Raw genomic sequence first — 15,333 nt, 5'->3', positions numbered from 1 at the left:
ATTTGTGATCACACTTGCTTTGATCACGCTATTCGGCTTTAATTTCATCCGCAAGCCGAAAACGGGGCAAAAGCCGGGTAATGCAGAAGGCTGCCATCGAAAAGAACAACGAAACGATCGCAGCCCAGCTGACGCCGGTCGGCCGTGAGACCGTGCAGGATCGCGTCTATTCCGAGCTGCGCCGGGCTCTGATCGGCGGCCTTTTCGAGCCGAACCAGGTGCTGACCATCCGTGGTCTCGCCGATGCGCTGGTCACCTCGACCATGCCGGTGCGCGAAGCACTCGGCCGGCTGATCACGGAAAAGGCGCTGGAGGCGCTGCCCAACCGCTCGGTGCGTGTGCCGCCGATCACGCTGGAGCGTATCGACGACCTTTTGCGCGCCCGCTCACTCATCGAAGGCGAAGCGATTGCGCTTGCCGCCACGCGCATGAGCCAGCGCCAGATCGCTTCCATCGAAGCCATGCTCGGCGAGTGGGACGAGATGCGGGCACTGAAGCACAAGAAGGATATCGACCGCGAAGCGACGCTCAACCAGAGCTTCCATTTCGAGATCTACCGCTGCTGCGGCTCGGCCGTGCTGATCCCGATGATCGAAAGCCTGTGGCTGCAATCGGGACCTTGCATCCGCGTCGCCATCTACGCCTTTTCCGAAGCCGGCGAGGTCGACACCGCGCACTATCACCGCGGCATCGTCGCGGCTCTCGCCAAACAGGATGCGCAAGCGGCGCGCGAAGCACTGGTGGCCGATATCAGCCGGCCCTTTGCTTTCCTGCGTGACAAGCTTCAATCCGCTGCCACGAAAGATCCGACATGACGAAGCCAGCCATCAGCATCACCGAGCCGCGCTCGAAGCTTTCCGTGACGGCGCTGTTGCTGCCCGAAAAGGCGCCGGAAAATGCCGCCTTTCTCCAGGCGTATCTCGCCGCGCCACGCGTCGTTCCGGGCATTCATGCGATGTGGACGGGACCTGAGATTTCCTGCCCGGTTCCGTCAGCCGATCTCGATGGCCAGTCCTATGCCCGGCCTCTGCCGGCGGAGAACGCAACGCTGACGCCGCAGCCGGGAGACATCGTGCTGTCCTATGTGCCGCCGCGCATGTGGGGCGGCAATCCCAATGCCATCTTCGACATCGGCTTGTACTACGGGCAAGGGGCGCGGCTTTTGTTTCCGATCGGCTGGCTCGCCGGCAGCGTGGTGGCGCAGGTGCGCGCCGATCAGCGCGACCAGTTCGCCGCTGCCTGCAGCGTGATCCGCCGCAATGGCGCCTGCGACATAACCTTCAGCCTGGTGGAGGCCTGACATGGCGGACGACAGTTTCGAGCTCTTCGATCTTCGCGTCGAGGCGGTCATCCCCGAGGGCAAACCGATCTATTGCGGCGCCAAATCAGGCGACTATTTCGAGCTCAAGGGCGAGATGCTGTCGATGCCGGCAGGGCAGAGTTTTTCGATCTATTCGCTTGCCTCCGTATTGCCGTTTCTCGCGGCAAAGCAGCGCTCGACCGACCGCAATGACTGGATGACATCGGACGCCGAGATCGCTTGTCCCGATCCCAATTGCGCCAGCCGGCTGCGGATCGTCAGGCTGGCCAAGCGGCGGTTCAGCCATGCCGAAACCACGGCCGTGCCGCTGCCGAAGGAGAACGACCAGACATGACCGCCAAGACCTTCGAACTCGGGCCTAGCTACACGATTTCGCGCGTCATCCGCGGCGGCTGGCAGCTCGCTGGCGGCCACGGCGCCGTCGAGCGCCAACAGGCTGTGAGCGACCTGATCGCAGCCTTCGATGCCGGCATCTGGACCTATGATTGCGCCGACATCTACACCGGCGTCGAGGAGCTGATCGGCGCCGCGCGCTTGCGGCTGGCCAGCGAGCGTGGCCTCGATGTCGCCGCCAGGATGAAGGTGCACACCAAGCTGGTGCCAGACCTCGAACGGCTCGCCGGCATCAGCCGGGACTACATCAGGGGCATCGTCGACCAGTCGCTGCGCAGGCTGAAGACTGAACGGCTCGATCTCGTGCAGTTCCATTGGTGGGACTATGATCAGCCTCGTTATGTCGAGGCGATGGGCTGGCTCAACGAGCTTCGGCTGGAAGGCAAGGTGCGCAATCTCGGTACCACCAATTTCGACACGCCGCGGCTTGCCGAAATCCTCGCCGCCGGCATTCCGCTGGTCAGCCAGCAGCTGCAATATTCCGTGCTCGATCAGCGGCCGGGCAACAGCCTCGCCGCACTGGCAAAGCAGAACGGCGTCAGCTTCCTCTGCTATGGTTCCGTCGCCGGCGGCTTCCTCAGCGACAAATGGCTTGGCGTGGCCGAACCCGCCACGCCGCTCGAAAACCGCTCACTGGTCAAATACAAGCTGATCATCGACGATTTTGGCGGCTGGGACCTGTTCCAGCAACTGCTTCAGGCGCTGAAGGCAGTCGGCGACCGCCACGGTGTCGACATCGCCACCATCGCCAGTGCCTGGGTTCTGGAACAGCGCCAAGTGGCGGCCGTCATCGTCGGTGCCCGCAACCAGGCGCACGCATTGGCCAATGCGAAAATCATGGACATTGCACTCGATGCCGACGATCGCGCGCGCATTGCTGCCGTCATCGCGCAAGGCGCCGGCCTCAAGGGCGATGTCTACACGCTGGAGCGCGACCGCCATGGCCGCCATGGCTCGATCATGCATTACAACCTCAATGCGGGGAAGAAATGAGCGGCGAGCCTTCCCTGTTTTCGCGTGCCAGCGCCGAGGTCATCGACCTGCATCGCTTCTTTGTCGACTGGTTCGTCGCCGCGCGTGCCGACACGGTGGATTTCAGCCGCTTCGAGCGCGCCATGGGTGACGGCCTGAGCATGGTCGCGCCGGACGGCAAGGTGCTCGATCGCGCTGCGGTCGTCGACCATGTCCGCTCAAGCCGGGCTTCTTGCGACGACGGCTTCGCGATCTCGATCGAGGACATCCGGCCCGGCTGGCAAAGCGCCGATACGATCGTTGTCTTCTACGTCGAGGCGCAGCTGCGCGCAGGCAAGCACAGCCGCCGCCAGTCGAGTGCCGTCTTCACCACCAGTTCATCGGCGCCCAATGGCGTCGAATGGCGACATCTGCATGAAACCTGGCTGCAGGTGCCGGAACGCTGAACAGGCTCCAGAGATCAAGTTAGAGTCGAGTAACGAAAGGGGAACAACAATGACAAAGACGATACTCCAACTCACCACGGCACTTGCCCTCGTGACGATGGCCGGTGCGGCGCAGGCCGCCGATTGCAAGATCACCGTCGGCCTCGTCATGGAACTGACCGGCCCGGCCGGCGAATACGGCCAGGCCGGCGCCAAGTCTGTCGAAATGGCTTTTCGCGATATCAACGCCGCCGGCGGCGTGCGCGGCTGTGATCTCGCCACCGACACACGCGACAGCCAGAGCCAGGGCAACATCGCGGTCGATGCCGCCACCCAGCTGGTTCAGGTCAAGAAAGTGCCGGTCATCATCGGCGGCATCATCTCATCGGTCTCGATCCCGATCCTGACCTCGGTCACAGCGCCGGCCAAGATCGTCCAGGTCTCGCCGGCTTCATCGTCGCCGACACTGACGGCGCTCGGCCGCGACGGCAAGACCAACGGCATCTTCTTCCGTACCATCACGTCCGATGCGCTGCAGGGCGTCGCCGCCGCCAAATACGCCATCGACAAGGGCTTCAAGAAGCTGTCGATCATCCACGTCAACAACGATTTCGGCGTCAACATGGTGGCCGAATTCTCGCGCGCCTACAAAGCGCTCGGCGGCACCATCGTCTCCGACACGCCCTACAATGAAAAGCAGTCGAGCTATGCCTCGGAAGTCACGGCGGCGATGGCTGGCGAACCGGACGGGCTCTATCTGGTCAGCACGCCGGTCGACGGCGCAACGGTAGCCCGCACCTGGATTTCGCAAGGCGGCGTGCAGAAATTCCTGCTCAATGACGGCATGAACAGCCCGGACTTCATCGAGTCGGTCGGCGCCGATTATCTGAAGGAAGCCTATGGCACGTCGTCCGGTACCAGCCCGACGGCTTCCACCGACTACTTCATGAAGAACTACAAGGAATTCTCCGGCATCGAGCCGTCGAACCCGGCAGCCGACCGTTCCTACGACGCCGGCGCCATCGTCGGGCTTGCCATCGCCATTGCCGGCTCCGAGGATCCGGCCAAGATCAAGGATGCCATGTACAAGGCCGTCGATCCGGCCGGCACGCCGATCTTCGCCGGCAAGGACGAGTTCGCCAAGGCGCTCGGCCTGATCAAGGACGGCAAGCCGATCCGCTACGAAGGTGTCATCGGCCCGGTCGCCTTCGACAAATATGGCGACATCACCGGCCCGTTCCGGCTGTGGAAGATCGTCGACGGCAAGGTGACCACGGACGGTGAAATGACCACCGACGACGTCAACGCGCTGCAGGCCAAGCTTCAGTAAGGCCGCGCAACTTCTTCCGGCATCAATCGCCTCACATCGCGATTGATGCCGGCATCGCCTAGGGCAGGCCGATATCGCTTGCACGGCAGGCGATCCCGAATAGGATCGGCCGGCTGCAATTGAGGGATGGCGAGCGTGTCGGACGGAAATACTCATCGGGCCATCCGGTCGGCGGATGCCGACGATGCGCTTCGCCACACAGGCGCCTGAGCCCGATGTCGCCCGAAACGCAACGACTTCTCTCCGCTCTTGGCGATCGGCTGGGTGCGGGCGGTGTGCTCGCCGGCTCCGATGTCGACCAGCGCTATCGCGACGACCCCGACGGCAAGCTTGGCGTGCTGCCCGAAGTGGTGCTGCGTCCGCGCGATACCGTTGGCGTCGCGGCAGCACTCGCCGGCTGCAATGCTCTGGGTCAGCCGGTCGTCGTCCAGGGCGGACGCACCGGGCTGGCCGGCGGTACTCGTGTCCAGCCGGGCGAGATCGTGCTGTCGCTGGAACGCATGAGCGGCCTCGCCGCGCCGGACGCTCAAGCCGCCACCATCATCGCCGAAGCCGGTGCGACGCTGCAGGCGGTGCAGGAGGCGGCCGATGGCGCCGGGCTGATGTTCGGTGTCGATATTGGCGCGCGCGGTTCGGCCACGGTCGGCGGCAACATCGCCACTAATGCCGGCGGCATCCGCGTGCTGCGCTACGGCATGTACCGTGCGCAGGTGCTGGGAGTGGAAGCGGTGCTTGCCGACGGCAGCGTGCTGTCCTCGCTAAAAGGCCTGCCCAAGGACAATTCCGGCTACGACCTCAGCCAGCTCTTCATCGGTGCGGAAGGGACGCTTGGCGTCGTCACCCGCGCCGCGCTCCGGCTGCATCCAAAGCCGGCATCCGAGGTGAACGCCTTCTGCGCTCTCGCTTCGCTCGATGCGGCCATCGCTCTGCTCGGGCTGCTCAGGCAAAAGCTCGGCCCGTTACTGTCTGCCTATGAGGTGAATTTCGCACCGCTTTATGACGTCATGGTTGCCAGCATGGCCATGCCGGCGCCGTTGCCGGCTGGCTCGCCCGTCTATGTGCTGGCCGAAATCCAGGGCAGCGAGCCCGAACGCGACGGCGAGCGCTTCGCGGAGGTTCTGATGCAGGCGGTCGAGGACGGCGTGGTCGACGATGTCGTCGTCTCGCAGTCGCCGCGCGAATTCCGCGCGCTGTGGGACGTGCGGGAGGATGCCAACCGCATCCTGTTTTCGATAAAGGGTCTGATCGGCGTCGACATCAGCATTCCCCTGGCACGCATGGGAACATTCCTGCAGGAAGCCGACGCCGCCATCCACGCCGTCGACCCCGCCGCCGACATCTACGTCTTCGGCCATCTCGGCGACGGCAATCTGCACTATCAGGTGCTGACGGCGGATCCGGCGGCGGCTTACGGCATCGTCTATCGCGGCGTGGCGGCGGCGGGCGGCGGCGTTTCGGCCGAGCATGGCATCGGCCTCGACAAGAAACAGTGGCTGCATCTGGTGCGCAGCGACGCTGAAATCACCGCGATGCGGCGGTTGAAGACAGCGCTCGACCCGAGGAACATCCTCAATCCGGGGCGCGTCTTCGACCTCGATCCAATTCTTCGATAACTCAGGTGCGTTCCGTCGCCATCTGCCTGGGGATCAGGAAACGGGCGGCGAGCACGCAGAGCAGCACGGTGAACATCAGGATCAGCGCCACCAGCGCATTGATGTCGGGTGAGAAGCCAAGCCGCATCATCGCCCATAGCCTGACCGGCAGGGTGCTTTGCGTGCCGGTGACCAGGATGGTGATCATCGTCTCGTCGAACGACAGCGCGAAGGCCAGGATCGCACCGCCGACCATGGCGCTCGACAGGTTCGGCAGGATGATGCGCCAGAAGGTCTGCCAGCCGGTGGCGCCGAGATCGTAGGAGGCTTCGACCAGCGTGCGGCTCATCGACTGCAGCCGCATCAGCACTGTGCGATAGACGATCGCCAGCACGAAGACGGTGTGGCCGATGACGACCGTTAGCAGCGAGCGTTCGAGGTGGATTTCGCGAAAGAAGATCAGCAGCGCCAGGCCACTGATGATCGGCGGCATCAGGAACGGCAGGAAGATGATGAACTGCAGGAAAGAGCGTCCGGATCGGCGGCTGTGATAGTAGAGCGCCAGCAGCGTTCCGCTGACCACCGAGAGCACGACGGTGCAGACGCCGACGATCAGCGTGGTGCGCAAGGCAGACAGGATGTCGTGATTTTCGGCCAGTGCCACATAGGTCGAAAGCGTCGGTGACGACCAGTCGACATTGCCATGCGAAATGGTGAAGAACGACGACACGATCGGCACGAACAGCGGGCTGTAGAGCAGCACCGCGACCAGTGTCGTGATCGCGGCCAGGAAGATGGTGGAGGGCCGGGGCAGGGCGTTCATATCGATGTCCCCCGGTTGCGTCCGAAGCGTTCGCCGATGAGGATGGCGCAGATCACCACGATCGCCAGCGCCACCGAGAGTGCTGCGCCGAACGGCCAGTTATAGGCCGTGCCGAACTGGCTGTAGAGGATGCGGCCGAAGGTGAAGCCGCTGATCCCGCCGACCATCTGCGGCGTCAGGAAATCGCCGATCGCCAGCACGAAAACGAAGCTCGCCGCCGAGGCGACGCCGGGCAGGCTGAGCGGCAGAGTGATGCGCAGGAATGTCTGCCAGCCGCTGGCGCCAAGGTCATCCGAAGCGCGCAGCAAGGTCTGCGGGATGCGCTCCAGCGACAGGAAGATCGGCAGGATGGCGAAGGGGATCAAAAGCAGGCTCAGCGTCAACAGGATGGCGTTCATGTTGAACACGAAAAGCGTCGACGGCTGATCCAGGATGCCGAGCGCCACCAGCGCCTTGTTGAGGAAGCCGTTGAGGCCGAGGATGCTGCGGATGGCATAGATCTTGATGACGTAGCTCATCAGCAGCGGCACCAGAAGCAGCATCAGCAAGGCATAGCGCCAGCGCCCCTTGAGCGTCGTCAGGAAATAGGCGGCGGGATAGGCGAGCAGGATGCAGATGACGGCCACCGACACGCACAGCACGATGGTGTTCCAGAACACCGGCAGGAAGATCGGGTCGGTGAAGAACCTGACATAGTTGCCAAGCGACAGTCCGTAGACGATCGTGCCCTGGTCGACGCTGAAGAAGCTGTAGCCGAGGAAGATCGCCAGCGGTACCAGGACAAATACCACCGGCAGCGCGAAGGCCAGCACCGTCACCAGCAGCGACAATCGCCTTTCCGCGGGATGTGTCGAGCCGGCGCTCATGCCAGCACCAGATGGCCTTCATGCGGCGCAAACGAAAGCGAGACCGTCTCGCCTGACTTGAGTGCGCTGCCGTCGATCCGGCTCGGCATGCGCAGCCGCAGGCGTTGCGCGGCAGTGTCCGCCCCCGCCGTGATGGTGGCGACGGTCGACGAACCGGCAAAGGCGAGGTCGGCGATGGTGCCGGAAAAGCGGTTGCCGCTGTCCGTAGCATCCGCGAGACGCAAGGCCTCTGGACGGAACGCCGCGAAGGCGCTGGCGCCATCGACCGCGGCCTTCAGATGCGGCTGGTTGCTGATCGAACAGACAAGCCGCCCAAGTGCCGTCTCGATCGTCCGTTGATCACCCTGGACAGGACCGAGCTTTCCGGCGACCAGATTGTTCTCGCCGAAGAAGCGTGCCACGAACTCGCAATTCGGCTTGTAGTAGAGGTCGTGCGGCGTGCCGAGCTGGCGGATATGGCCGGCCTGCATGACACAGATCCGGTCGGCCATGCCGATCGCTTCTTCCTGGTCGTGGGTGACGAACAGGAAGGTGGTCTTGATCTCGCGCTGGATAGATTTCAGGAATTCCTGCATCTGCCGGCGCAGCTCCAGATCGAGTGCTGCGAGCGGCTCGTCGAGCAGGATCAGGCGCGGCTGGCAGATCAGCGCCCGAGCGAGTGCGACGCGCTGGCGCTGGCCGCCGGAAAGTTGCGCCGGAAAACGGTCGGCGAAACGCCCGAGCTGCACCAGTTCGAGGGCTTCCGCGACACGGCGCGCGATCTCCTTGCGCTGGATATGGCGCACCGAAAGTCCATAGCCGACATTGCCGGAAACGGTCATATGCGGGAACAGCGCATAATCCTGGAACACGGTGTTGAACGGCCGCTTGTTGATCGGCATGCGGCTGATGTCCTGACCGTCCAGCCGGATCTCGCCCGCGGTCAGCGGCTCCAGCCCGCCGATCAGCCGCAGCACTGTGGTCTTGCCCGAGCCCGACGGTCCAAGCACGGTCAGGAACTCGCCGTCCTTGATCGACAGGTCGATGTCGTGCAGCACGGGAACCGTGCCGTAGGATTTCGAGACGGACCGCAGCGTCAGCAGGTCGGCGTTCTGGTTCATAAGCTATTCTCGCATACGCTGCGGCGGTGCGGAATGTCCGGACCGCCGGGTCCTTCGAAGTCGGGTGCGGAAAGGATCAGGGCGTCGCCTTGATCTCGTTCCACAGATCAGAGCGCTTGAGCGGGTCCTCGACATTGTTGAGCCAGACCAGCTTGTCGTTGCCGCCGGCGCTGCTCGACTCGACCACCGTGTTGCCGAAGCCGGTGCGTTCGGAAAGCGCGCCGCTGACCTTCTTCGTCAGCATGAAGTCGATCCATTTCTCGGCCGCCGCATTGTCGCGGACGCCCTTGGAAATGACCCAGTTGTCGAGCCAGGCCAGCGCGCCTTCGCTCGGATTGACGTAGACGACATGGGCGCCGATCTTCTGCAGCGCCTTGACCTGCTGCTGGCCGTAATTGGCCCAGATCAGGGCGACGTCATTGTTCTGGTAGATCTGCTGCGCCTCGTCGGCGGTGGTGTAGAAGCTAAGCACATTGCGCTTGAGTTCGACCAGCTTGGCCTTGACCGCCGCCATCTGCTCGGCGTCGAGATTGAACGGATCCTTGTAGCCTAGCGTCAGCGCCGTGAACGAGAAATTGTGCTCGCCATTGTCATAGGCCAGGATCTTGCCCTTGTAGGCCGGATCCCACAGCACCGACATCGAGGTCGGCGCCGGCTTGACCTTGTCGGTGTCGTAGATCAGGCCGATGGAGTCGAAGCAGAACGGAATGCCGTAGACCTTGCCGTCCTTGGTGTCGCCGCTGACCTGTGACAGATCGCGGAAGCGCGGCAGCACGTCCTTCTGGTTGGGCAGCTTGGTGATGTCGATCGGCGACACCAGATCGGCCTTGATGTAGCGCTGCAGCTGGGCGGTGTTGACGGCGAAGACGTCGAAGTCCTGGCCTTCGCTGCCCTTGATCTTGGCCCAGATTTCATCATCGCTGCCGATGAACACGACATCGACGCCGATGCCGGTGGCGGCGGTAAAATCCTTCACCCAGTCCGGGTCGGCGTAGCCGTCCCAGGCCAGCACGCGAAGGTTCGCGGCCAGCGCCGCCGATGTCATCAGGCCGATACCGAGCCCGATGGTCGCTAATCTCAGAAACGCCTTCTTCAGTCCCATTTTCAATCTCCCATTGTCGTTCTGGTGGACCGTAATTTTCGGGCCTGCGCCGTCACAGCGGGGTGACGGTGACCAGTCCCTCGTCCGGCACCGAGACCATCCGGTTGCGCAATGGCTTGCCGAATGTCTGCGCCTGGATTTCATACTCGTCGCCGGAAGCCGTCTTGACGCCGGAGGCGTAGCTCATCACCGCCGCGCCGAAGAAATAGGCGTGCAGATCGCCCGCCCTGCGGTGCATCGGGTAGCGGAAATGGAAATGTTCGAGATTGGCGACCGAGTGCGACATGTGCGTCTCGCCCGACAGAAACTCCTGCTCCCAGACAACGGCACCGTCGCGCAGGATGCGGGAATGGCCGCGCACTTCTTCGGGCAGGTCGCCGACCAAAAGCTCCGGACCGATCGAGCAGGAGCGCAGCTTGGAATGGGCGAGATAGAGATAGTTCTCGCCCTCCGTCACGTGGTCGGAATATTCGTTTCCGAGTGCATAGCCGATGCGATAGGGATGGCCGTCCGGCCCATTGAGATAAAGCCCGACGATCTCGGCTTCCTCGGCGCCGGCACGTGCGAAGGCCGGCATGGGCAGATCGGCACCAGGCGGCACGACGCAGGTGCCGACGCCCTTGAAGAACCATTCCGGCTGAATCCCGATCTTGCCGACTCCGGGCTTGCCGCCTTCCAGGCCCATCTTGAAGATCTTCAGCGAATCCGATTCTTCGGCGTCCTCGCCATGTGTCAGCAAGTGCATCTGGTTGCGCGCAGCGGCACTTCCTGTGTGGGTGAGGCCGGTGCCGGTGACCAGGAAGCGCGCCGGCTCGGGGTGATCGACAGGAGCCAGCACGCGGCCATCGCGCAACAGTTCATCATAGTCGACCGTTGCCGTGCCCGTCCGCGTCTCGACCAGCGATGCGATGGACACGCCCTCGGCGATCGCCGCCTCGGCGAGTTCCAGCACGCTGCCGGTCTTGTCGAGTGGATGCAGGTGATTGCCATCATCGGAGACACGGCCGACCCGCCTGCTGCCGTCAAGCATTGTGTACTGAACAAGACGCATGAAACTAACCTTCTTCCCTTGTGGTACGGTGCGGGTCACACCCAGCCCGCATCGACGATGAACTGCTGGCTCGTGCACATCAGGCTGTCGTCGGCGGCGAGGAACAGCGCCATGCGCGCGATGTCGGAGGGCTGCAGCCGGTCGGGCAGGCACTGCCTTTCCGCGATCTGGCGTTCGCCGGCCGGGTTCAGCCACAGCCGCATCTGGCGCTCGGTCATCACCCAGCCAGGCACCATGCAGTTGACGCGGATGCGCTCGGGGCCGAGTTCGCGGGCCAGCGCCCGCGTCATGCCGTAGACAGCGGCTTTCGCGGTGACATAGGCCGGGCAATCGGGATCGCCAACCATCCAGGTGATGGAGCCGAAATTGATGATCGAGCCGCCGCCCAGCGCGCTCATTTGCGGGCGAACCGCTTGGGCGGCGAAGAACTGGTGGCGCAGATTGACCGCCATGCGGTCGTCCCAGTATGCGACCGTCACGTCCTTGGTCTGATGGCGGTCATCATTGCCGGCGTTGTTGCACAGAACCTGGATCGGCCCGTTGTGCAGCATGGCCTGGGCAGTTGCTGCCTGCAGCGCCTCGACATTGCGCAGATCGCAAGGAATGAACAGCGGCGCGGGATTTCCTTCGGCGGTGATCGCATCGACCAGACGCTTCGAGGGTTCCTCTGCGAGATCGACGAAGGCAACGCGGCTGCCTTGCGCGCAGAAATGGCGCACCAGGCTTTCGCCGATGCCGCTGCCGCCACCGGTGATGAAGACGCTGCGGCCCTTGAGGCTGGGATAGGTCGCGTAGCTGCCGATCTGATCCGTCATCGCGCGCCTCTCTAATGGGAATGCCGGGGAATGCCGGCGTCGCGCCGGCCGACGAGGAAGTCGAAATCGCAGCCCTTGTCTGCCTGCAGCACGCGTTCGACATAGAGGCTCTGGTAGCCGCCTTCGGGTGGCGCCGGTGGCTGCCAGTCGCGGCGGCGGATCGCCAGTTCCTCGTCTGATACCAGCAACTCGAGCCGGCGCCCGGCGACGTCGAGCTCGATGAGATCGCCGTCGCGCACCAGCGCCAGTGCGCCGCCTGCCGCGGCCTCGGGCGCCACATGCAGCACCACCGTGCCGTAGGCCGTGCCGCTCATGCGCGCGTCCGAAATGCGCACCATGTCGGCGACGCCTTGCTTGAGCAGCTTGGCCGGCAGCGGCATGTTGCCGACCTCGGCCATCCCGGGATAGCCGCGCGGTCCGCAATTCTTCAGCACCATCACCGAGGAGGCGTCGATATCGAGCTCCGGGTCGTCGATGCGGGCGTAGTAATGCTCGATGTTTTCGAACACGACGGCCTTGCCGCGATGCTGCATCAATTCGGGCGTTGCCGCCGACGGCTTGATGACCGCCCCGTTGGGCGCCAGATTGCCACGCAGGATCGAGATGCCGCCTTGCTCGGTCAGCGGCTCGCTCATCGGCCGGATGACTTCGCTGTTGTAGTTGGGCGCACCGTCGATCAGTTCCCCGATGGTCTTGTCGCTGACGGTCATGACGTCGCGATGAAGAAGCCCCACTTCATCAAGCGACGCCATGACCGCAGCTAGCCCCCCGGCATAGTAGAAATCCTCCATCAGGAATCGGCCCGACGGCATCAGGTCGACAATGGTCGGCACGTCGCGGCCGAGACGGTCCCAGTCGTCGAGGTTGAGATCGACGCCGATCCGGTTGGCGATGGCGATCAGATGCAGCACCGCATTGGTCGAGCCGCCGATCGCGCCATTGACGCGGATGGCGTTCTCGAACGCCTCTCTGGTGAGAATGTCCGAAATTTTCACATCCCTGCGGACCAGCTCGACGATCTGGCGTCCAGCCATCTGCGCGAGCACGCCACGACACGAATCCACCGCCGGGATCGCGGCATTGTCGGGCATGCCGATGCCGAGCGCTTCCACCATGCTGGCCATGGTCGAGGCCGTCCCCATCGTCATGCAACTGCCGGCCGACCGGCTCTGGCCTTGCTCTGCGGCGAGGAAGTCGGCGACCGGCATGCGGCCGGCCTTGACCTCTTCGGCGAATTTCCAGACATGGGTGCCAGAACCGATGTCTTGCCCGCGGAACTTGCCGTTGAGCATCGGCCCGCCCGACACGGCGATGGTCGGCAGGTTGCACGACGCAGCCCCCATCAGCAGCGCCGGTGTGGTCTTGTCGCAGCCGACCAGCAGGATGACGCCGTCGATCGGATTGCCGCGGATGGATTCCTCGACATCCATGCTGACCAAATTGCGAAACAACATGGCCGTGGGGCGCATGTTGCTCTCACCCAGCGACATCACCGGGAACTCCAGCGGCAGGCCGCCGGCCTCGTAGACGCCGCGCTTGACGTGATCGGCCAAGGCGCGGAGATGCGCATTGCACGGGGTCAGTTCCGACCAGGTGTTGCAGATGCCGATCACGGGGCGACCGTCGAAAGCGTCGGCGGGAATCCCCTGGTTCTTCATCCAGCTGCGGTGCATGAAGGCGTTCTTGCCTTCACCGCCGAACCACGCCTGGGAACGCAGCTTGCGCTTCTTGTCCGTCACGATGTCTGTTCCCGATCCTGGCGGCGTTTGTTGCGGTTCTCGACGCTGCGGCGCACGTCGTCCTCGGCATTGTCGATGAGCACCAAGAGTGCCTTTTGTGCGCCGGCAGCGTCGCCTACGGCGATCTTCTCGGCCACCTCGCGATGCAGCGGCAAGGAGTGGCGCTGGCCTTCCGGATTGTCGTTGGAGAGGCGAAAGCTCATCACCAATGCGGTTTCGACCAGTGCCGCCAGCGAGCCGATCAGCTCGTTGCCGGTCATGCGCAAAATGGTCTGGTGGAACACCAGATCGGGCTTGGCGAAGCGGTCGCCGTCATCGCTCACCGCTTCCATTTCAGCGAGTGCGGCGTGGATCTCGGCGATCTGCGCCGGGGTGGCGCGCTGGGCGGCAAGTGCTGCCGACATCGGCTCGATGGCGCGCCGCAATTCGAACAGTGCCCGGACATCGTCGGCGCTGACACCGCCGGCGTAGCGCCATGACAGGACGTCCGGATCCAGGAAATTCCAGTCTGCGCGCGGACGCACCCGTGTGCCGGTCTTCGGTCGCGATTCGACCAGCCCCTTGCCCGCCAGAACCTTGATCGCCTCGCGCAGCACCGTGCGGCTGACCCCCAGCATCTCGCTGGAATCGTCGGCGTTGGGCAGGGCCTCGCCGGGCAGGAAATCGCCTTGCACGATGCGCAAACCGATCTGCTCGACGACGGTCGCGTGCAGCGCGGTAGAGCCGCTGGAAACCGCCACGGCAACCCGTGACGTGCGCGCCGTGCTGAAAGATTTCTTATTCTTCATACTATTCATATGATATGTCTTATAGCCATGGCGATTGGAGTCAAGGGACGGGGGAGCGCCGATGACAAAGAATTTTGCTACCGTTGCCGCGCAGCACACGGAGCTGGTCTCGATCAGCGACGGCATTGCGACGGTCGAGCTTGCTCCGGCTGCTGGCGGCGCCCTGGCGTCCTATCGCTGGTGGCACAATGGCTCTGCCCTGGATTGGCTACGCCCAGCGGATCCGGCAGCGATCGGCAGTCGCGATGCCGGCGCCATGGCCTGCTTCCCGCTCGTTCCCTATTCCAATCGCATTAGGGGCGGCTGCTTCGAATTCGCCGGCCGTACCATCCAGCTGCCGACGACCGCCGACGATCCCCATCATGAGCACGGCCATGGCTGGCGTTATCCCTGGACGGTCGTCAGGCATGAAGCCAGCACCATCCTCCTGCGCTATCGCCATGCTGCCGATTCCTGGCCATGGAGCTATGAAGCCGAGCAGGTGATCTCACTGGCTGGCGGCACACTTTGCATGACCATTCAGGTGCGCAACCTGTCCGACGCGCCGATGCCGGTTGGCTTCGGCCTCCATCCCTATTTTCCGTCGACGCCGTGGACGCATGTCCAGGCGCCGGTGTCCGGCGTGTGGGAGACGGATGCGGAGGTTCTGCCCATCCGGCATGTCCTGCCGCCGGTAGGCGCCGATCCATCCATCGGCTTTGACGTATCGGAAGTGGATTTCGATACGGTTTTCACCGGATGGGCGCGCCGCGCCCGGATCACGTGGCCGGAGCAGGGGCGGCAGCTGAACATCGAGGCCGAGGCGCCGCTCGATTTCCTCGTCCTCTACACGCCGCCGGGTGAGCCTTTCTTTTGCGCCGAGCCGGTCAGCAACATCACTGATGCCTTCAACCGGGTGCCCGGCGAGGACATCAACACCGGATGCATTGTGCTGGCGCCCGGGCAGATGCGATCCGCCAGCGTTCGCTTCACGCCGTCATTGGCTGTTTGACCTTCGTTATCGGTTGCCCGAAGCC

General features: G+C 63.8%; 16 protein-coding genes. 8 read left to right on the top strand and 8 right to left on the bottom strand.

The features are described 5' to 3' along the window. Positions 1-80: 80 nt before the first annotated feature. From HGP13_RS28785 to HGP13_RS28755, 7 genes are all read left to right on the top strand, one after another. Positions 81-815, top strand: a complete 735-nt coding sequence (locus tag HGP13_RS28785) for a GntR family transcriptional regulator (RefSeq protein ID WP_172232025.1) — start codon at positions 81-83, stop codon at positions 813-815. Further along, entirely contained in the window at positions 812-1,300 is a 489-nt protein-coding gene (locus HGP13_RS28780; protein WP_172232022.1) for a DUF3830 family protein, read from the top strand. Before HGP13_RS28785 ends, HGP13_RS28780 begins: the two co-directional genes overlap by 4 nt. 1 nt (position 1,301) lies before the next feature. Beyond that, complete coding sequence (locus HGP13_RS28775) at positions 1,302-1,655, top strand: TIGR04076 family protein (protein WP_172232019.1); 354 nt, start codon at positions 1,302-1,304, stop codon at positions 1,653-1,655. Next, entirely contained in the window at positions 1,652-2,707 is a 1,056-nt protein-coding gene (locus HGP13_RS28770; protein ID WP_172232016.1) for an aldo/keto reductase, read from the top strand. The genes HGP13_RS28775 and HGP13_RS28770 overlap by 4 nt, the downstream gene beginning before the upstream one ends. Next, the gene (locus HGP13_RS28765; protein ID WP_172232013.1) at positions 2,704-3,132 is read left to right on the top strand and encodes a hypothetical protein; all 429 of its coding nucleotides are present in this window, start codon (positions 2,704-2,706) and stop codon (positions 3,130-3,132) included. Before HGP13_RS28770 ends, HGP13_RS28765 begins: the two co-directional genes overlap by 4 nt. A 49-nt stretch (positions 3,133-3,181) precedes the next feature. Next, the gene (locus tag HGP13_RS28760; RefSeq protein ID WP_172232010.1) at positions 3,182-4,441 is read left to right on the top strand and encodes an ABC transporter substrate-binding protein; all 1,260 of its coding nucleotides are present in this window, start codon (positions 3,182-3,184) and stop codon (positions 4,439-4,441) included. 215 nt (positions 4,442-4,656) lie between these two features. Further along, entirely contained in the window at positions 4,657-6,054 is a 1,398-nt protein-coding gene (locus tag HGP13_RS28755; RefSeq protein ID WP_172232007.1) for an FAD-binding oxidoreductase, read from the top strand. A gap of 1 nt (position 6,055) precedes the next feature. Here HGP13_RS28755 and HGP13_RS28750 read toward each other — a convergent pair whose 3' ends face one another. From HGP13_RS28750 to HGP13_RS28715, 8 genes are all read right to left on the bottom strand, one after another. Further along, the gene (locus HGP13_RS28750; protein ID WP_172232004.1) at positions 6,056-6,856 is read right to left on the bottom strand and encodes an ABC transporter permease; all 801 of its coding nucleotides are present in this window, start codon (positions 6,854-6,856) and stop codon (positions 6,056-6,058) included. After that, positions 6,853-7,686 (bottom strand): ABC transporter permease, encoded by an 834-nt coding sequence (locus tag HGP13_RS28745; protein ID WP_246707145.1) that lies wholly within the window; start codon positions 7,684-7,686, stop codon positions 6,853-6,855. Before HGP13_RS28745 ends, HGP13_RS28750 begins: the two co-directional genes overlap by 4 nt. A gap of 32 nt (positions 7,687-7,718) precedes the next feature. Next, a complete protein-coding gene (locus HGP13_RS28740; RefSeq protein ID WP_172231998.1) occupies positions 7,719-8,822 on the bottom strand; it encodes an ABC transporter ATP-binding protein in 1,104 nt (367 codons plus the stop codon). A 76-nt stretch (positions 8,823-8,898) separates the two neighbouring features. After that, positions 8,899-9,924 (bottom strand): ABC transporter substrate-binding protein, encoded by a 1,026-nt coding sequence (locus HGP13_RS28735; protein WP_172231995.1) that lies wholly within the window; start codon positions 9,922-9,924, stop codon positions 8,899-8,901. Positions 9,925-9,976: 52 nt separating this feature from the next. After that, positions 9,977-10,975 (bottom strand): AraD1 family protein, encoded by a 999-nt coding sequence (gene araD1, locus HGP13_RS28730; RefSeq protein WP_172231992.1) that lies wholly within the window; start codon positions 10,973-10,975, stop codon positions 9,977-9,979. Positions 10,976-11,010: 35 nt separating this feature from the next. Next, positions 11,011-11,790, bottom strand: a complete 780-nt coding sequence (locus HGP13_RS28725; RefSeq protein ID WP_172231989.1) for an SDR family oxidoreductase — start codon at positions 11,788-11,790, stop codon at positions 11,011-11,013. Between the two features lie 11 nt (positions 11,791-11,801). Beyond that, positions 11,802-13,529, bottom strand: coding sequence for an IlvD/Edd family dehydratase (locus tag HGP13_RS28720; RefSeq protein ID WP_172231986.1), 1,728 nt, complete (start codon positions 13,527-13,529; stop codon positions 11,802-11,804). Continuing rightward, positions 13,526-14,317, bottom strand: coding sequence for a FadR/GntR family transcriptional regulator (locus HGP13_RS28715; protein ID WP_172231983.1), 792 nt, complete (start codon positions 14,315-14,317; stop codon positions 13,526-13,528). The genes HGP13_RS28720 and HGP13_RS28715 overlap by 4 nt, the downstream gene beginning before the upstream one ends. Positions 14,318-14,378: 61 nt before the next feature. Here HGP13_RS28715 and HGP13_RS28710 point away from each other — a divergent pair, with 61 nt between their 5' ends. Next, complete coding sequence (locus HGP13_RS28710; protein WP_172231980.1) at positions 14,379-15,308, top strand: aldose 1-epimerase; 930 nt, start codon at positions 14,379-14,381, stop codon at positions 15,306-15,308. Positions 15,309-15,333: the final 25 nt, after the last annotated feature.

The sequence above is a fragment of the Mesorhizobium sp. NZP2077 genome, from assembly GCF_013170805.1.
Classification (GTDB): domain Bacteria; phylum Pseudomonadota; class Alphaproteobacteria; order Rhizobiales; family Rhizobiaceae; genus Mesorhizobium.
The sequence above is the reverse complement of the archived record's forward strand: the minus strand, read 5'-3'. Positions and strand labels throughout refer to the sequence as shown.